14 protein-coding genes are annotated in these 17,270 nt (G+C 73.2%); 8 read left to right on the top strand and 6 right to left on the bottom strand.

Translation table 11 applies throughout. From position 1 onward, the window contains the following. Window positions 1–79: 79 nt before the first annotated feature. On the top strand, window positions 80–874 hold the full coding sequence (gene cofE, locus LUU90_RS13725) for a coenzyme F420-0:L-glutamate ligase (protein WP_275003983.1): 795 nt from the start codon (window positions 80–82) through the stop codon (window positions 872–874). On the opposite strand, the gene LUU90_RS13720 is transcribed toward cofE, so the two are convergent. The 3 genes from LUU90_RS13720 to LUU90_RS13710 are packed head-to-tail and all read right to left on the bottom strand — an operon-like array spanning window position 871 to window position 7,021. Continuing rightward, window positions 871–4,791 carry an ATP-binding protein gene (locus LUU90_RS13720; protein WP_275003982.1) on the bottom strand — a complete coding sequence of 1,307 codons (3,921 nt, stop codon included), beginning with the start codon at window positions 4,789–4,791 and terminating at the stop codon, window positions 871–873. The genes cofE and LUU90_RS13720 overlap by 4 nt on opposite strands. Next, window positions 4,788–5,510, bottom strand: a complete 723-nt coding sequence (locus LUU90_RS13715) for a DUF4194 domain-containing protein (RefSeq protein ID WP_275003981.1) — start codon at window positions 5,508–5,510, stop codon at window positions 4,788–4,790. Before LUU90_RS13715 ends, LUU90_RS13720 begins: the two co-directional genes overlap by 4 nt. Then, entirely contained in the window at window positions 5,507–7,021 is a 1,515-nt protein-coding gene (locus LUU90_RS13710) for a DUF3375 domain-containing protein (RefSeq protein ID WP_275003980.1), read from the bottom strand. The genes LUU90_RS13715 and LUU90_RS13710 overlap by 4 nt, the downstream gene beginning before the upstream one ends. A gap of 178 nt (window positions 7,022–7,199) precedes the next feature. Here LUU90_RS13710 and LUU90_RS13705 point away from each other — a divergent pair, with 178 nt between their 5' ends. The 6 genes from LUU90_RS13705 to LUU90_RS13680 all read left to right on the top strand — a co-directional run bounded on the left by LUU90_RS13705 (window position 7,200) and on the right by LUU90_RS13680 (window position 14,762). Continuing rightward, on the top strand, window positions 7,200–7,517 hold the full coding sequence (locus LUU90_RS13705) for a helix-turn-helix domain-containing protein (protein WP_275003979.1): 318 nt from the start codon (window positions 7,200–7,202) through the stop codon (window positions 7,515–7,517). Window positions 7,518–7,707: 190 nt separating this feature from the next. After that, on the top strand, window positions 7,708–8,391 hold the full coding sequence (locus tag LUU90_RS13700) for a YdcF family protein (protein ID WP_275003978.1): 684 nt from the start codon (window positions 7,708–7,710) through the stop codon (window positions 8,389–8,391). Between the two features lie 115 nt (window positions 8,392–8,506). Beyond that, on the top strand, window positions 8,507–12,271 hold the full coding sequence (locus LUU90_RS13695; RefSeq protein WP_275003977.1) for a S8 family serine peptidase: 3,765 nt from the start codon (window positions 8,507–8,509) through the stop codon (window positions 12,269–12,271). A 93-nt stretch (window positions 12,272–12,364) separates the two neighbouring features. Beyond that, the gene (locus LUU90_RS13690; protein WP_275003976.1) at window positions 12,365–12,760 is read left to right on the top strand and encodes a DUF1232 domain-containing protein; all 396 of its coding nucleotides are present in this window, start codon (window positions 12,365–12,367) and stop codon (window positions 12,758–12,760) included. 51 nt (window positions 12,761–12,811) lie between these two features. Beyond that, window positions 12,812–14,095: an NAD(P)/FAD-dependent oxidoreductase gene (locus tag LUU90_RS13685; RefSeq protein WP_275003975.1), complete on the top strand. Its 1,284-nt coding sequence runs from the start codon at window positions 12,812–12,814 to the stop codon at window positions 14,093–14,095. Window positions 14,096–14,174: 79 nt separating this feature from the next. Then, the gene (locus tag LUU90_RS13680) at window positions 14,175–14,762 is read left to right on the top strand and encodes a 1-acyl-sn-glycerol-3-phosphate acyltransferase (protein ID WP_275003974.1); all 588 of its coding nucleotides are present in this window, start codon (window positions 14,175–14,177) and stop codon (window positions 14,760–14,762) included. A 62-nt stretch (window positions 14,763–14,824) separates the two neighbouring features. On the opposite strand, the gene LUU90_RS13675 is transcribed toward LUU90_RS13680, so the two are convergent. Both LUU90_RS13675 and LUU90_RS13670 read right to left on the bottom strand, forming a co-directional pair. Continuing rightward, a complete protein-coding gene (locus tag LUU90_RS13675; RefSeq protein WP_275003973.1) occupies window positions 14,825–15,415 on the bottom strand; it encodes a redoxin domain-containing protein in 591 nt (196 codons plus the stop codon). A gap of 59 nt (window positions 15,416–15,474) precedes the next feature. Continuing rightward, window positions 15,475–16,206, bottom strand: coding sequence for a TetR/AcrR family transcriptional regulator (locus LUU90_RS13670; RefSeq protein ID WP_275003972.1), 732 nt, complete (start codon window positions 16,204–16,206; stop codon window positions 15,475–15,477). 94 nt (window positions 16,207–16,300) lie between these two features. Between LUU90_RS13670 and LUU90_RS13665 the strand changes: the two genes are divergently transcribed. Then, entirely contained in the window at window positions 16,301–16,678 is a 378-nt protein-coding gene (locus tag LUU90_RS13665) for a VOC family protein (protein WP_275003971.1), read from the top strand. A 106-nt stretch (window positions 16,679–16,784) separates the two neighbouring features. On the opposite strand, the gene LUU90_RS13660 is transcribed toward LUU90_RS13665, so the two are convergent. Beyond that, on the bottom strand, window positions 16,785–17,261 hold the full coding sequence (locus LUU90_RS13660) for a TIGR03668 family PPOX class F420-dependent oxidoreductase (protein WP_275003970.1): 477 nt from the start codon (window positions 17,259–17,261) through the stop codon (window positions 16,785–16,787). Between the last annotated feature and the right edge of the window lie 9 nt (window positions 17,262–17,270).

Below are 17,270 nucleotides of genomic sequence, written 5' to 3'. Positions count from 1 at the left end.
ACGAACCAGACATACGTGACGTGGACGCGTGGCAGGTTACCGCACCGAGGTGGGCCCGCGCGGGTGTGAGGATGGTCCGGTGGAGAGACTCAGCATCTGGGCCCCTGACGGGCTGCCCGAGATCAGCCCCGGCGACGACCTCGGCGAGCTCGTCGCCGACCTCCTGGCCGGTCTGGACGAGCCGGACCGGCCGCGGGACGGTGACGTCGTCGTCGTCACCTCGAAGATCGTGTCCAAGGCGGAGGGGCGTGTGGTGGCCGCCGACGACCGCGAGCAGGCCATCACCGACGAGACGGTCCGTGTCGTCGCCCTGCGGGAACGCCCCGGTCTGCCGCCGCTGCGGATCGTCGAGAACAAGCTCGGCCTGGTGATGGCCGCCGCGGGGGTGGACGCCAGCAACACCCCGGAGGGCACGGTCCTGCTGCTGCCGGTGGACCCGGACGTCTCGGCCCGCACGATCCGCGCCTCCCTCACCCAGCGGCTGGGCCTGGGCCGCATCGGCGTAGTCGTCACGGACACGGCAGGCCGCCCCTGGCGCGACGCGCTGGTCGACATCGCGATCGGCTGCGCGGGGATAGCGCCCACCGACGACCTGCGCGGCAGCACGGACGCCCACGGCCGCCCGCTCAACGTGACGGTCACCGCCGTCGTCGACGAGATCGCCGCGGCCTCCGAGCTGGTCCGGGGCAAGTCGAGCGGGCGGGCGGTCGCCGTCGTGCGCGGCATGGGCCACCACGTCACCGCCGACGACGGCCCGGGCGCTCGCGTCCTCGTGCGGAACAGCGCCGACGACCTGTTCCGCGAGGGCTCCGCGGAGGCCTACGCCCGGGGCCTCGCGGACGGTCGCGCGGCCCCGGGCGCTGACGGCTCCTAGAGCGACGGGCGGCGCGAGGTCATCCGCGCGACCGGTGACGCGTCGCCCCGGTCCTCGGGGGTGACGGTCACCGACCAGTCCAGGTCCGGCTCGTCGGGGTCGTCCACGCCGTCCGCGCCTCGCGTTCCACCCGGGCCTGCGGTGTCCGACGCCGGAGCCTGCTCCGGGGCGGGCGGCGGCGGCGGAGAAACGGCGGGGAAGCCGCGTGGCGGTGTCGCGGTGCCGGCCTCGGCGCCCGTCTCGGAAACGTCGGAGGCACCGGCCGGCGCGGCAGCGGCGTGCGCACCGCCGGTCGGCCGGAGCGCCGGTGCGGTCGCCGCGGCCGGTGTGGTCGCCGCAGTCGGTGCGGCCAGCGCGGTCGGTGCGGCCGGTGCGGTCGGCGCGGCCAGCGCGGTCGGTGCGGCCGGTGCGGTCGACGCGCCCCCGCCCGTGCCGCCCCGGATCGCGGAGGGGACCGGGTCGACGTCGGGCAACGGGGACTCCAGCAGGACCACGTCCACGCGCGACTCCCGCATCTCCCGGCAGGTGGCGAGGCCGATGCCGCCCACGTAGTCCTCGAGGGTCTGCAGCAGCTTGAGCGGCGTGGCCAGGATCATGTGGAACCCGAACGCCGCGAACGTGTCCATCGCGGTGCGGGTGAACGCCGTGTCCGCCTTGTCGAAGGCCTCGTCCAGCAGGATGGAACCGAAGGCGGGCGTCGCGGAGTCCGAGGCGCCGGCGAGCTGGTACCGCAGGGCGGCCGCCAGGCAGAAGACGACGAGCTTCTGCCGCTGTCCGCCGGACAGCCCGGCCGAGGAGTCGTGCACGGCCAGGGAGATGCCGCCCGCCGTGACCTCGACGCCCGTGAAGTGCACGTGCCGCCGGGTGTCCAGGCAGAGGGAGCGCCAGGCGCGGTCGGCCGGGTCGCTCGACCCGAGGCGGCGTACCAGCCGCTCCAGCACCTCGTACTCCGGCTCGGTGTCGCCGGTGAGCGCGTCGAGGGTCGCGAGGAACTCCTCGACGGCCGCGGGGCGACGCTCCTTGACGCGGATCTCGAGGAACCGGTCCGTGTCGAAGGGGGAGCGGCGCAGGGACGTGTTGACCCCGACGATCCGCTCGCGGATGGCCGCGGGCGCCTGCCGGATCTCGGCGGCGAGCTTGCGCAGGGCCCGGCGCGCCTGGTCGGTGAGGAGGTCGGAGAACCGCGCCTCCTGCTCCGGCAGCCGCGACGTACGGATGCGCTCCAGCACCTCGAGGTACCGCGACCGGTCGCCCACCTGCGCCGTCAGGTCGCGGGTGATGGCAGGCCAGCGCCGTCGGAACTCGGCCAGCAGCCCGACGATCTCCCGCTCGGCCGCGCCCGAGGTGCGCAGCCCGGCCTCCCGCTCCGCGTCGAGCGTGCGGGACACGGTGAGCGAGACGTCGTCGATCACCTCGTGCGTCACCGTCGTGCGCACGGCGGCGTAGCGCTTCTCCAGCTCCTCGCGGTGCGCGGGCGGGATGGAGTGGGTCGGGGCGTCGCCGAGCTCGGCGACCACGCGCTCCAGCGAGCGGCGGTGAGCGCGTGCCTCGGCCAGGGTGTCGGCGGCCACCGCCGCGGCCGCCCGCGCCTGGTCCAGCCGCGTCTCGGCCGCCGCGACGTCCTGCGACGCCTGCAGCAGGTCCATCGTGCCGTCGAGCAGCCGGTCGAACGACGCCTGGGCGTCCGTCAGGTCCGCCTCGGCGGTCTCGATGTCGACCTCGCGCCACTCGCGGCGCGCCACGTGACGCAGCGTCAGCTGCCTGCGCACCGCCTCGCGCTGCTCGGCGACGGCGTCGGCCACCGCGGCGTCAGCCTCCGCGAGGCGCGCCTGCGTCTCGCGCGCGAGCTCCAGGAGCTGGTCGAGGCGGTCGTCGGCGTCCCAGCCGAGCGCCCAGTCCTCGACGCCGGGCAGCACCGGCTGCTCGATCTCCTCGGGCCCGTGCTTGACCAGCCCTTCCCGGGTCACCGCGCGTTCGTGCCGGTCCAGCCCGGAGGGGTCGTCCACGCACAGGTAGTCGTACTGCTCGGACAGGCGCCGGTGCAGCCAGCCCGACATCGGGCCGTCCTTCACCTCCACCTTGTGCACGAGCGACGCGTCGTCGGCCGAGCGGGGCGCGTCGTTGCGCACGCCGACCACGCGGTAGCGCAGGCCGGGACCGGCCTCGACGGCGCTCGCGACGGCGGCGCGGTGCGCGGGGGCCACGAGCACGAGCGTGGCCAACGGCCGAAGGACGCCCTCGATCACCGGACGCCACCCGGCGTCCTCCTCGCGGACCCGCAGCAGCTCCGCCGCGAACGGCAGCACCGAGATGTCCAGCCCCGCGGCCTCGGCCACGGCCCGGCGGGCCTCGGCGAGCTCGGCGGGCACGTTCGTCTGGGTCTGCCGGACCGCCTGGATCCGCGTGGCGAGAGCCTCGTGCCGCAGCCCGACGGCGGAGCGGGCCGCCAGCGCCTCCCGGATGTTCGCGTCGAACGTCTCGGGTGCGCGCGACCGCCCGACGGTGGCGACGGCACCGGTGGCGACCGAGGGTAGCGCACCCGTCGAGACCCCCGCCGCCGACGGGACGGCGCCCGAGACCGCAGGCACCTGCCCCGTCGCGTGCGCCGGGACGTGACTCGTCGAGTGCGCCGGCGAGACGGCGGGCAGGGCGCCCGTCAGGGTCGGGACCGAGCCGGTCGCCAGGGGCTTCGCCCCGCCGAGCTCCCACCGGGCCTTCTCCTTGAGCGCCGCGAACTCCGCGAAGGTCTCGGGCATGTTCATGCCGACCGACTGCAGGTCGGTGGCGAGCTCACCACGCCGCGTGCGGACCAGCGCCGCGATCTCGCCGGCCCGCTGGAGGCGGTCGGCCTGCGTGGCGAGCGCCTGTCCGCCCCGCGCGCCGAGCACGTTCACGGCCTGCTGATGCGTGTTCGCCGCGACGTCGACCTCGGTGTCGGCCGCCTGCCGGTGGTGCTGTGCGCGCTCCTCGGCCGCCCGCGCCTCCGCCAGCGCGCCGTGGGCGAGGTCGAGCTTCCACGCGTCCTTGAACGTCTCCAGCGACCCGCGCAGGGTCGCCGCGCGCACGCCCGCCGCCGAGCCCTCGTCGTACGCCTTCGTGAGGGTCGCGAGGCGGCTCAGGTGCTCGATCTGCTGGCGCGACGTCTCGATGTCGGCGTAGGCGCGCGCGACGTCGGCGAACTGCTCCACCGCCTGGGTGGCCAGCAGATACGTGTTCGGCTCGTCCAGCATGTGCCCGCGGAACAGGTCGTCCAGGCTGCCCAGGTTCTTCGCCGACTGCGTGCGGTGCAGCAGCACCAGCGCCTGCTCCGAGCCGATCCCCAGCGCCTGCGTGAACGCCGCGGCGAACGGGCCGTGCCGCTCGCTCACCGTCGCCGTGGGCCAGGCGGCGGTCACGCCCGCGACGTCCGGACCGGACCGGACGTAGCGCTCGAGGTCCAGCAGCCCCACGTCGTCGGGCAGCACCACGTGCAGCGTCGACGGCGTCGACGAGCCCCGCGTGAGGTGGAACAGCCGCACCAGCGTCACGGTGCCGTCAGGAGCGTCGGTGCCGTTCGAGTACTGCAGCAGCACGCCCGACCAGGTGGCGCCCGGACGCAGGTGGTCGGCCACCACCTCGCCGGTGCTCTCGTCGGTGCGGTGCCGCCACGCGCCGCGCACGTACGAGACGACGTCACGGTCGCCCGCCTCACGCTCGGTCGCACCCGTGCCGGCGGCCGCCACGTTGAACCGCAGGTGCTCCGGCGGCGTCAGGACCGCCGCGACGGCGTCGACCAGCGACGACTTGCCCGAGCCCGAGTGGCCGGTGAGCAGGAAGCCCTCACGTGGCACGGGCACCACGTGGTGCCCGGAGAACGTGCCCCAGTTGACCAGCTCGACGCGCGCGAGGCGCCACTGTCCGGGGTGGGGCGTGTTCATGCGCTCTCCTTCGCCAGTCGTGCGTACTCGGCGCTCAGCGCCGCTACCTGGTCCGCACCGAACACGGTCCGCAGCACGGGCGAGACCACGCACCGGTCCCCGCTGAGCGGCTCCAGCATGCCCGACTCGATCAGCCGGGCCCATGTCGCGTCCAGCTGCCGCGTGAAGTCCATGGGCGAACCGCCGCCGCGCCGCCGGTACATGCCGAGATGGTCGGCCGCCTCGTCGCGGCTGATCGCCACCCGGCCGTCCGCCGAGTCCAGCAGCAGGGCACGCAGGTGCAGCAGCAGAGCCGTGTCCAGGAACGTCAGGTTCAGCTCGCGCACCACCTGGGGCGCGTCCGCGGCCGGTACGTCGCGCACGAACGCGACCTGCGCGTCCGCGTCGACCACCAGGTCCAGGTACTGGTCGCAGAGGCGCTCGCGAACCACGTCCTCATGGGTCAGCAGCGCGCGCCAGACGTCCGGGTCGGCGTCGGCGGCCAGGTACGGGCCGCGCACGAGGCGGGCCAGGGCGAGGCGGGCGGCAGCGGGCAGCGTGCCGTGGTCGCCCGGCCAGAGGTGGGCGCCCGCGCCGGCGTCACCGCCGGTCTCCTGGCCGCCGCGTCCGGTCGCCGACGGCGTGGCGCCGCCGCCCGCGGGCCTCCCGGGACGGGCGCTACGGAGGTCTGTGGTGCCGGGCCTTGCCGGGCCGGGCCTGCTCACGTCGGGTTCGGTCACGGGACATGCTCCTCGAACTGGTGCTGGGGTAGTACGGCCCGCCGCGCGACGCCGCGCGAGGACCGCCAGTTCACGTCTTCGTCCTTGCCGGTGGCCACACCGTTCTGCTCCGCGAGCGTCAGCAGACCGACCACGCTCGCGGCGCCCTGGGTGGCGGGGTGCGCGGCGAGCACCGACGCGACGGTGGCGCGGCCCACGGCCCCGACCCGCTCGTTCACGTGCCCGCGCAGCTCGTCCACGTCGATCTCGGAGTCGCGGGCCATGGCCCGCAGCGCCGTGAGCGAGACGGCCCGCGGGGGTGCCGCCGGCGCGGCGGGTGGCGCCTCGGCGTCCTCCCTGCCCGGGTTGTGCGGCACGAAGCCGCCCACTGACCGAGGCGCGACGGTCCCGAGGGGCAGCCGGAGACGCATCTCGGCGCCCGGCGTGACCTCGGGGGCCGCCGCGAGGGCGGCGTCCTGCGCCTCGCCGAGCAGACGGCGCAGGGCGCGCTCGGCCGGCAGCTCGCCGGACCGGACCATGCGCTGCAGCGCACGGCGCAGGGTGGCCATGGTGTCGGTGAGCTCGTCGGCGGCGTCCTGCAGCGTGGGCAGGAGGCGGCGCAGGGCGGACGCCTCCGCGGGCGTCAGGTGGACGGTGTCGAGCACGCGGCCGACGTCGTCCTGCGCCGTGTGCTCCGCCTGCCGCAGCAGGTCGCGGAACGCGACCAGGCCTCGTCCTGCCTCGGACTCGGCGAGGTGGTCCACGCCGCGGTAGATGTCGTCGAGGAATGTGTCGCGCGAGCCGTCGGACTCCAGGAGCCGGCGGCGCAGCTCGCGGTCCGTGCGCTCCAGCTCGGTGCGTACGCGGGCCAGGTCGGCGGGGATGTCACCGGCGAGGGCGAGGATCTCGCGGGCCCGCTCGGCGGCGGCGTCCGGCGGCAGGGCCTCGTCGTCGCCCCGGCGGGCACGCTCGATCCTGGCGTCGAGGGCGGCGCGCTGCTCCAGCAGGGACGCGAGCCGCGCCTCGGGGTCGGGGTCGGCCTCGTCGGCGAGCGTGTGCAGGCCGTCGAGCACCGTGCCGAGCCGGGACGGCGTCACGGCCGGGTGGGGCCTGCTCAGCCGGGAGACGAAGCGGATGGCGAGGAGGGCGCCGTCGGACAGCTCGACGGTCTCGGCGCCCTGCTCGCCCGCAGCCTGTGGGGCGCGACGGCGCACGAGCACGCCGTCGTCGATCCACTCCGAGACGTAGAAGTAGCCGGAGTAGGGCAGCTCGAAGCCCGCGCGGCGCAGCTCGGGGAGGTCGTCGTCGATCCGGTCGGCGAGCTGCTCCACGGGCAGCCTGCGGCGGGCGCCGAGGTTGCGGTCCAGCAGCACGACGGCGGCCGCGGCGTTCCGCGAACGCAGCAGCACCCACGCGGGGTGCTCCTGGAGAAGGGCGCGCACGCCGCGCGCCGCCTGGCCGCGACGGCCTGACCCGTGCCCGGCGGCCTGCCGGGACACGGCGGCGTCACCCGGTGAGCTCGCTGTACCCATGGGGGCTGAGAGTAGTAGGCCAACGTGTCGGTGCGGCACCCCGGGAGGAAACACGGGGCACATGCACTGTCGGTGAGCCGCGACGGCCATAGACGTATAGAGTCTGGGGCACAGGGCTTGCCGGAAAAAAGATCTTCACTTTCCGGGGAGCCCTGTCGTGCGTCACGGCACGTACTTGATGGCCGAGAGTCGACGGGAGGGTGCCTTGCTCACCACCGCAGCCCAGATCGTTGTCAGGATCCGTGCCGAGCGAGGGCTCAGCATGAGTTCACTGGCAGTGCTCGCCGGTGTGCCCACATCGACGATCAGCCGTATCGAGTCGGGCCAGGTCGAGCCCACGCTCGGCATGATCCGGCGCATCGCGCTCGGGGCCGGCTACCACCTGCACCTGCAGTACTACGACCTGTTCTCGGGCAAGCTGGAGGAGCACGTCGTCGGGGTCTCGGCGGCCGAGCGGACGAGCGAGGCCGACGACGGGGACGATTCCGACCGATAGGGCGATCTCGCCGGCGTCCGTTACCTTGTGTACCCATGGGGTGTCTGCGTGGGGGGCGCGAGAACCGAGGCGGACGGCGTTGTCCGCGTGTTCTCGCCAGTTGTGACATAGCGCGCAATTACCGCGGAATCGCGGTGCGTACCCACACTCAGGTTGTGCCGGTCATTCCTCTGAGCAATATGGTCGTCATATGCCGAACGTCATGATCCCCGCCGAAGTGCGGGAGGACGTACAGACACTGTGGGCGTTCCACGACCTGAAGCACGAGCCGCGACCGGTCGACGTCTGCATCGGCCTGGGTGGTCACGACCTGGGTGTGGCGGACTACACGGCCGACCTCTACCTCGACGGGCTGTTCCAGCAGATCGTCTTCACGGGCGCCAACGCCCCCACCACCATCGACGTCTTCCCGGAGGGTGAGGCGTTCGGCTACCGCGACCACGCCATCGCGCGAGGTGTGCCCGGCTCTGCCGTGCTCGTCGAGCCGGCTGCCACCAATACCAGCGAGAACCTGGAGTACAGCCGCAAGCTCCTCGCGGAGCACCAGATCGAGCCGTCCTCCGTGCTGCTCGTCTCCCACCCGTACCAGCAGCGACGCGCGTTCGCGACGTGCCGGGTCGTGTGGCCCGACGTCGACGTGTGGTGCGTCTCCCGCCCGTTGCCGCTCGACGCGTACCTCCGGACGATCGGCGACGCCGACCGGGTGATCGACATGCTCGTGGGCGAGACGCAGCGCCTCACCCTGTACGCGGAGCTCGGCTTCATCGCCCACGAGGAGGACGTGCCGGACGACGTGGTCGTGGCCTTCGACCGCCTCGTGGCCGCCGGGTACACCTCGCGGCTCGTGGAGGACCGGCGCCCGATCGACGTCTGACCGGCGTCGTCACCGCGGCCGAGGTCGGGTGACTTTCGTGGTGCGTGCCACTTTGCGCGGATAACTTCGGCGCAGGTCGCGCCCGGACCGGGTGCGCTTGACGGAGAGGCACCACATGCGCCGCGTCGCTGTTGCCGCACTGTCCGCACTGCTCCTGGGAGGGTTGCCCGCCGCGGCACTCACCCCGTCCGCCGAGAGTCCACCGGGTTCGCCCGGCTCGGGATCCGGTGCCTTCACCACCGCGCAGGCCACCGCGACCGCCCCGGAGACGCACAGCGTCACGCTGATCACCGGCGACCGGGTGGCAGTGCGCGGATCGGGAGACGCCCGTGCGTTCACCCCGATCGCCGCGCCCCGGCCCGACGGGCGCACCGTGACCTTCCACTCCGTCCGGCAGGGCGACGCGCACTACGTGTTCCCCTCGGACATCGCGCCCCTGGTCGGGGACGCCCTCGACCTCGCGCTGTTCGACGTCGCCGGCCTGGTCGAGGCCGGCTACGACGACGCGACGCTCGCCGCCGCGGGCCGCAGCTCGCTGCCCGTCATCGTGCAGTCCACGCCATCCAGGGCCCGGTCCGCCGGCGCGGCGGACTGGGCGGACCTCGGCCTCAGCCGCGAACGGACGCTGCAGTCCATCGGCGCGGTCGCGGGCACCGTCGACGTCGCGACGGGCGACGGCGACCGGCCCGCCAAGGCGTGGGGCCTGCTGCGCGCGGTGGGCGCCGGCTTCGCAGCGGACGGAGCGCGGGCCAAGACCAGGTCGGGTGTCACCAAGGTGTGGCTCGACGGGCGGGTCGAGGCGCTCGACGCCGACTCGACGCCCCAGGTGGGCGCCCCCGAGGCCTGGGCCGACGGGTACACCGGGGAGGGCGTGACCATCGCCGTCGTCGACACGGGCGTCGACACGACGCACCCCGACCTGGACGAGAACGTCGTCGCGGAGCGTGACTTCACGGGTGGCGACAACCCGTCCGACGGGTTCGGGCACGGCACCCACGTCGCCTCGATCGCCGCGGGCACCGGTGACGCCGACCCGGACATGATCGGCGTGGCGCCGGGCGCCGACATCATCAACGCCAAGGTCCTGGACGACCAGGGCTTCGGCGAGTGGTCGTGGATCATCGACGGCATGGAGTGGGCCGCAGGGGAGGGCGCCCAGGTGCTCAACCTGAGCCTGGGGGAGCCGGGCAGCTTCACCGACGGCACCGACCCCGCGTCCCAGGCGGTGAACGCGCTCACCGAGCAGTACGGGGTGCTCGTGGTCGCGGCGGCCGGGAACGACGGGCCGCGCGCGGGGACCGTCTCACCGCCCGCGGTGGCGGACTCCGCTCTCGCCGTCGCCGCCGTGGACGACGACGACGCGCAGGCGGACTTCTCCAGCGCCGGCCCCCGGGCGGGGGACGGCGCCCTGAAGCCCGAGATCGCCGGCCCGGGTGTCGACATCGTCGCGGCCCGGGCAGCCGGGACCGAGATGGGCGAGCCCGTCGGCGACTCGTACGTCACCGCCAGCGGCACGTCGATGGCTGCGCCGCACGTCGCGGGTGCCGCCGCGGTGCTGCTCTCTGCCGACCCTGACCTGACCTGGCAGCAGATCAGGTCGACGCTCATGGCCTCGGCCCAGCCGGGCGGAAACTCGGTCTGGCAGGAGGGTTCCGGCCGGGTCTGGATCCCGGGCGCGATCGAGCAGCAGGTGACGGCGAGCCCGGCATCGGTCTCCCTCGGTGGCTTCGAGTTCCCGCAGGACGACCTGGAGCCGGTCACGAAGACCCTCACGTACACGAGCACGGCGGACACGGACGAGACGCTCGACCTGACCGTCGACATCACGTCGGACGGCGAGCCCGCCGCCGGCGCGGTCACCCTGAGCGCCGACAGCGTGACCGTCCCCGCCGGGGGCAGCGCGACCGTCGACGTCACCGCGCACCCGGCCGACCATGGCGTCGGTGACTTCGGCGGCGTGATCACGGCGACCGGTGCCGGCGGGACGGTGCGCACGGCCGTCGGCTTCGTCAACCAGCCTGAGCTGTTCGACCTGACGATCAGCGCCACGGACCTCGACGGCAGCCCCGCGGAGGAGGACGACTTCTTCGTGGTCCAGGGGATCGACGACCCGGACTACTTCACCTTCGCGGAGTTCGGCGAGGACGGCACCTCCACGTCCCGCGTACCGGCGGGCAGGTACACGGTCAGCGGCTTCACCTCCGTGTCCGACGAGGCGTTCGGTCTGCTGAGCACCACGTCGGCGGCATTCCCGCTCGTCGACGTCACCGAGGACACCGCGCTGACGGTCGACGGCGAGGCGGCGCAGCCCGTCACGATCGACACGCCCCGCGAGACCGGCGTCGGCACGACCTCCGTGGACCTCATCTTCGAGACGGACGAGATGGGGATGTTCAACGGGTTCTTCGGCGACCTCGGCGACCTGTACGCCCTGCCCGTCCCGGAACCCGCGGACGGCCACTTCCAGCAGACGTGGACCTCCTTGCTGGACGAGAAGACCCTCGACGTGCGGGCGGACGATCTCGGTCTGGACCTGGACCTCGTCCTGCTGGCCCTCACCGAGCCGGTGACCGGCACCTCCGAGGTGCCGCTGGTGGACGCAGGCCTCGGCGGCGACTTCTCCGGCGCCGAAGGCTCGTGGGCGTTCGTGGACCACGCAGGACCGGACACGCTGCAGGGTGTGGCCGACGCCGCGGCGGCGGCAGGCGTCGAGGCGCTCCTGGTCGCGGGCAGCGAGACGGGCAACGTGCTCGACTGGGTGGAGTCCGCCCAGCTCCCGGTCTTCGGGGTGCCCTCCGCGCAGGCGGAGTCGTTGCGGACGGCGCTCGCTGCCGGACCGGTGACGCTCTCGGTGGCCGGCAAGGCCGCGCCGTCGTACTCGTACGCGCTGGCCTTCGGCAGGGACGGCTCGGTCCCTGACGAGCCCATCTCGTACGTCGCCGACCGGTCCACCACCGGGTCGGTGCGGGTCTCCGTGACGGCCCCCGCGCCGGGAGCCTCCCCGTACGTGGGCGGCTCGGTGTCGATGTGGGGCATCGGCGTGGGCATGTTCAGCCGGGCCCCGGCGCCGCACACCCGCACCGTGTTCGTGTCGGCGGACGAGGACGTGACCTACGCGCCCGCCGCCTCGGTCACCGAGGAAGATCCGTTCGACGGGATGTTCGAGGGGCCCGGGCGCAGCCTCGCGCCGGGGGAGAAGACCTCCGACCGGCTGCTCGCGCCGGTGTTCCACGGCGGAATCAGCGGCGGGGCCGCGCTGCGGGCGGGCGACGCCATGGAGGTGTACCTGTCGGCCTACGTGGACGACGCCGGCCACAGCATCTGGGGCCTGCCGGGCGAGGACGCGCAGACCCGCCTGCGGCTGTGGTCGGGCAAGGAGCTCGTCGCCGACTCCGACGGTTCGACCTACGTGTCCGCAGAGGGCCTGCCGGCCGAACGGACGCCGTACCGGCTGCGCCTGGACACCGCCTTCTCGGGAGACTGGTGGAGCACGTCCACCGACGTCACCACCGACTGGCGGTTCCGGTCCGCCGCCACGGACAGCGGTGACGAGTTCGCGTCGATCCCCCTGCTCCAGGTCGACTACGGCGTGCCGGCGGCGCTCGACGGGACGGTGCCCCGCACGGCGAGGCTCACCCTGTCGGCCGACCACCAGCCGGGCACCGAGGGTGGGGACGTCACGGGCATGCGCCTGTGGGCCTCGTCCGACGACGGGAAGAGCTGGCGGGAGGTCGCCGTGCGGCGCGGCAAGGGCGACACGTTCCGGGCAGTGGTCCGGGCCGCGCGTGGTGCCGAGTTCGTGTCGCTCAAGGCGCAGGCCGTGGCCGACGACGGCGGGCGGGTCACCGAGACGGTCGTGCGGGCGTACCGGGTCGAGTGAGGCCCGGCAAACCGCTCGAATGAGGTAGACGTCACGAACCGGGCGACTCGAACATCCCTGGCGAGTCGCCCGGTTCTCCGTTACGTTCCGGGCATGGGCGAGGAAAAGAAGCGCGGCAAGGATCCCAGGAAGTTCACCTGGCAGGAGATCCTGACGTTCATCGCGGGTGCCGGCTACGTGGCCAGCCCGATCGACTTCATGTCCGAAGCCTTTCTCGGTCCGCTCGGCCTCGGCGACGACGCCATAGCGGTCATCATCGCCGGCGTCACCCTCTTCAAGGCGCTGCAGCGGTTCCGGCAGCACCGGCCGGGGAAGGGCACCACCGGGGACACCACGCCGGGCAGCACGGGCGCCGGTACCTCCACGCCGGGCGGTACGACGCCAGGGGCCGCGCCGTCGGACAGTGCCAAGCCGGGCAGGTACGCGACGGACAAGACGATCCCCGGCACCGCCGAGGACGTGACCTCGGACCGCAGGTCCCAGCGCTGACCCCGGCGCCTGCCCTGGCTCGTCGGCCGCAGCCGGTCTAGGGTCGAGCACGTGGCCGGAGACGACGCACCGCGGATCCTCGTCGTGGGTGGCGGTCCCACCGGTGCCGCGACGGCGATCGCGCTGCGGCGGGAGCTGCCCGGCGCGCACGTGACGCTGGTCGACAAGGCGACGTTCCCGCGCGACAAGACGTGCGGCGACGGCCTGGGCCCCGGTGCCAGGAGGGTGCTCGACGGGCTCGGCCTGGCGGACCTGCTGGAGCGGTTCCACATGCCGATGTCGGTGGCGATCAGTGGCCCGGGCGGGGTCGAGGCGGTCGCGCACGGACCGATCGTTGACGGCCGTGACCTCGCCGGGTACGTGACGCCCCGGCTCGCCCTGGACGCTCTGCTCCTCACCGCGGCGCGGGAGCGCGGAGCGGAGGTTCGCGAGGGTGTCGCGTTCCAGGACATGACGCCGGTGCCCGGCGGCGAACGCGTCACCCTGTCCGATCGCGAGGCCACGTTCGACCTGGTGATCGGCGCGGACGGGGCCTATTCCGGCGTCCGGCGGACGATCGGCGTCGAACGGCCCGCGATGCGGCACACCCACATCGCCATGCGCGCGTACGGCACGGTGACCCACCCGGACAAGCCGGTGAGCGACACGCTCCGGTTCGACTTCCTGGAGACGCTCCTGCCGGTCTACGGCTGGGTCTTCCCCCTGCCGGACGACGGCGCGAACCTCGGCGTCGGCATCCCGGTGGACCACCTCAAGCGGCAGACCGCGCAGCACGGACGCAAGCTGCGCGACTTCTTCGACATGTACGTCGAGGACCTGGGACGGCGGGGTTTCGCCGTGTCCGGGCTGGAGCAGGTCGCCGCACACCAGCTCCCGCACGCCGCGGCCCGCACCCCGATGACGGCGCGCGGGCGGTCGGCGGTCCTGCTGGGCGACGCCGCGGCGACGATCAACCCGCTGAGCGGCGAGGGCATCTTCTACGGCATGGCCGCCGGGGTGCAGCTCGCGGAGCACCTCGGGGCGCTGGACCGGGCGGGCGAGGCCTGGCGGGGCGACGGGCTCGCCGCCGCGCTGGCCGGGTTCGAGGCGGCGCACCGGCGCCGGTTCGGGCGGCACTACCGGGAGTGCTACCTGGCGCAGCAGCTCATGCGGTCCCGGTTCTGGGCGGGCATCGCCACCCGCGCCGTCGCGGCCTCCGACGACGCGATGGCCCACGTGGCGCTCATGCTGTTCGACGAGCAGTCGGCGGGATCGCGGGGCCTGGTGCGCCTCGCGGCGAACAGCCTGCGCCCGCTCCTGCCCGGCCGGGAACGGGCGGTCCGGGCGGGGCGTTGAGCGTGCGCGGGATCTGTCAGAATTGGGATTCTGCGCTTTTCCTGAGGTTTCACCCGATCGATCTTTGACTCGAGGACGAATGTCACGCACCATCCGCCGGGCCGTCGCACGACTGATCTGGGCCGTCACCGGCTACCGGATGCGCTCGGAACCCGCCCCGACCCGGCCCACGGTGTTCATCGGTGCGCCGCACACGTCCAACACGGACTTCTTCCTCATGCTGGCCATCGCGTTCGAGATGGACCTCAAGATCCGGTTCCTCATCAAGGACTCCTGGTTCAAGGGCCCCATGGCGGGTCTCATGCGGTCGCTGGGCGGCATCCCTGTCGACCGGAACGACCCGGCGAGCATCGTCGAGGAGATCCTCGGCGCCGTCGAACGGGGCGAGGAGTTCCACCTCGTCGTGACGCCGGAGGGGACGCGCGGCGCGGGTTCGGGTTACTGGAAGTCGGGCTTCTACCGCATCGCGCTGGGGTCCGGGTTCCCCGTGACGCTCGGGTATGTGGACGGCGTGGCCAAGGTCGCGGGCCTCGGTCCGAGTGTCCAGCTCACCGGCGACATCCGGGCCGACATGGACGTGATCCGCGCGTTCTACGCGGACAAGTCCGGGGTCAAGCCGGCCAACCGCACGGAACCCCGCCTCCGCTCGGAGGACCAGGACAGCTGAGTGCTGGATATCTGTGGGGTTTGAGCCGAAAACCCCACAGATATCCAGCACTCAACGGCGGGTCACATGGTGAGCGAGGCGACCTCGTCCGGAACCTTCATCGGGTCCATCGGGCCCTGGTGCGTGACCTCGCCGTGGTCGTCGATCAGCACGACGTCGCCGTCCGCCATCACGCCGAAGTGCGAGGCGAGATCGCCCATGCCGTCCTCGAGCTGGGTGACGCCGCTGACGTCGGCCATCGGGTCGTCCATGGGGTCGCTGTCCTTGCCGGCGACCGAGAGCAGCTCCACGCCCTCGACGTCGGCGAGAGCGGCGGCCGTGTCGGCGCACGTGTCGCACATCTCGGACCAGAAGAAGACGACGGCGGGGCTGCCCGCGAGGTCGGCACCCTCGAAGGTGTCGCCGCTCACGGTGGTGGCGGTGAAGTCGAGGGCGTCGGACATCATCTCGTCTTCGGCCATGTCGTCCTCCATCGGGGACTCCGACATGTCGTCGTCCATGGGGGACTCCGACATGTCGTCCATCGGGCTCTCCGACGTCATGTCGTCGGACGCCTCGCTGCCGCCCGGCTCCTCTGCGGAGCCGCACGCAGCGAGGGTGAAGGCGCAGGTCAGGGCGATGGCGGCGACGGCGCCGCGGCGTAGTGTTCTCATGGCGTCGACGCTAGGCGCGCCGCGGGGCGAACAACCCTTACGGCCTGGTTACCGGCTCCTTACGCGCCCGGCCCGTCGGCGGCCTGACCCAGCGAGTCGAGCACGCGGGCCAGCCCGAACTCCCAGGCGTGGGCCGGGCTGGAGGCCGCGTTCATCTCCTGGCCGGCCGCGCCGCCGACCCGCTGGGCGAGCGGATAGTCGTCGCCGAGGTACGCCGCGAGCCGGCCGGCCCACCGGGCCCAGATCTGCGGCATCTCGTCGGCCCGGGGGTCGCGACGGCGCGCACGGGCGGCGGCCCGCACGAAGTCGAGCACGAAGGTGAGCGCGGCATCGCGGGCTACGTCGTCCAGGGGCAGCGGGTCCAGGGCGTGCAGCTCGTGGTCGTACTTGGCGATGGTGCCGGGGCCGAACGCCGTGCGGTCGTCCGTGATCTCCAGCAGCCAGGGGTGCTCGAGGTGGAGTGCCAGGTTCGTGTCCGCGACCCGGCGTATGCGGGTGCGCCAGCCCGCCGTCCCGTGGGCGGGGCGCGGCATGCGCGCGTAGACGGCGTCGGCCATCAGGACGAGCAGGTCGTCGCGGCCGTTCACGTGCGTGTAGACGGACATCGTCGAGATGCCCAGGGCATCGCCGAGACGCCGGACCGTGACGGCGGCGAGGCCCTCGGCGTCGGCCAGCGCGCACGCGGCGTCGACGACGGCGCCCGTCGTCACGCGTGACCGCGGGCCGCGTGTGCCGCCCTGCGGGGCGGACGGGTGATCGCGCCAGAGCAGGTCGATCAGCTCGCGGGGCATGGGTCTCCAGAATCGGGGTAACAGGCCGGGAACATTCTGCAATCATCCTACGTTGTACGCCGTACGAAGTTAATCCTGACGCGAGGAGTCCCCCTTGAAGATCACCGAGACCGCCCTGTCCCTCAACGTTCCCGACGTCGCCGCGTCGGCAGAGTTCGCCAAGCAGCACTTCGGGTTCACCGAGAGCATGTCCGCTGACGGGTTCGTGTCGCTCGGTCATCCCACGGCCGGCGTCAGCATCGTGTTCCTCAGTGTCGGCCTGGGCACGTTCAAGCCCGAGCGCATCGCGGGCCCGGCAGGACAGGGCCTGCTCGTCGCGTTCGTCGTGGAGGACGTCGACACCGAGTTCGCCCGCATCTCCGCCGCCGGGGCGGAGGTCATCACGCCGCCCGAGACCGAGCCCTGGGGTGAGCGCTACTGCCAGTTCGCCGACCCGAACGGGATCGTCTGGCAGCTCGTCCACTGGGCGTGACGAGCGGGCCCTTCCCTTCGAGGTCAACCCTGCTCCCTTCTGAAGCGTTTCAGAGCGGAGAAACATTGACCTCGAAGGGGACGGGCACGCCCCGTGAGAGCGGCGGCTACCCGTGCGCCCAGCCGGACCACCTGGTCACCCGCACCCGGACCAGCGGGCCGTCCGGGCGGTGCTCGCGGTACTGCGGGTACCGCGCGGCGAGCGCGTCGAGTGCCGCCGCGCGGGCCGGGCCCCCGTGCTCGACGGTCGCCAGCCCGTCGGCGCGCACCCACCACAGCCGGGCCCAGTCGTCGTCGTACCGGTCCGCGAGGAACGCGACCCGCGGGTTCTCCGTGAGGTTGCGCAGGCGCTTCAGGTCGCCCGTGGTCTTGGGCTTGTGGTCGACGGCGACCACCACCTCGTCACCCGACGGCGCTCCGGCTCCGGTATCGGCCGCTTCGCCGCCCGCAGGGCCGTCCGCGGCGCTGAGCAGCACGAACGTCACCGGTACGAGGTGCGGCACACCGTCGGCGTCGGCGGTGGCGAGGTAGGCGTGCCGGGCCGCGGCGAAGCGGGAGCGGCAGGCGGCGACATCGAGGCGCACCTTGCCATT

It is taken from the genome of Promicromonospora iranensis, assembly GCF_028994775.1.
Taxonomy (GTDB): domain Bacteria; phylum Actinomycetota; class Actinomycetes; order Actinomycetales; family Cellulomonadaceae; genus Promicromonospora; species Promicromonospora iranensis_A.
The sequence above is the reverse complement of the archived record's forward strand: the minus strand, read 5'-3'. Positions and strand labels throughout refer to the sequence as shown.

Excerpts from the sequence above, each read along its gene's own strand:
- LUU90_RS13670 (WP_275003972.1), bottom strand. The coding sequence starts at position 16,206 with ATGCCCCGCGAGCTGATCGACCTGCTCTGGCGCGATCACCCGTCCGCC.
- LUU90_RS13695 (WP_275003977.1), top strand. The coding sequence starts at position 8,507 with ATGCGCCGCGTCGCTGTTGCCGCACTGTCCGCACTGCTCCTGGGAGGG.
- LUU90_RS13680 (WP_275003974.1), top strand. The coding sequence starts at position 14,175 with ATGTCACGCACCATCCGCCGGGCCGTCGCACGACTGATCTGGGCCGTC.
- LUU90_RS13720 (WP_275003982.1), bottom strand. The coding sequence starts at position 4,791 with ATGAACACGCCCCACCCCGGACAGTGGCGCCTCGCGCGCGTCGAGCTG.
- LUU90_RS13675 (WP_275003973.1), bottom strand. The coding sequence starts at position 15,415 with ATGAGAACACTACGCCGCGGCGCCGTCGCCGCCATCGCCCTGACCTGC.
- LUU90_RS13700 (WP_275003978.1), top strand. The coding sequence starts at position 7,708 with ATGCCGAACGTCATGATCCCCGCCGAAGTGCGGGAGGACGTACAGACA.
- LUU90_RS13690 (WP_275003976.1), top strand. The coding sequence starts at position 12,365 with ATGGGCGAGGAAAAGAAGCGCGGCAAGGATCCCAGGAAGTTCACCTGG.
- LUU90_RS13705 (WP_275003979.1), top strand. The coding sequence starts at position 7,200 with ATGGCCGAGAGTCGACGGGAGGGTGCCTTGCTCACCACCGCAGCCCAG.
- LUU90_RS13710 (WP_275003980.1), bottom strand. The coding sequence starts at position 7,021 with ATGGGTACAGCGAGCTCACCGGGTGACGCCGCCGTGTCCCGGCAGGCC.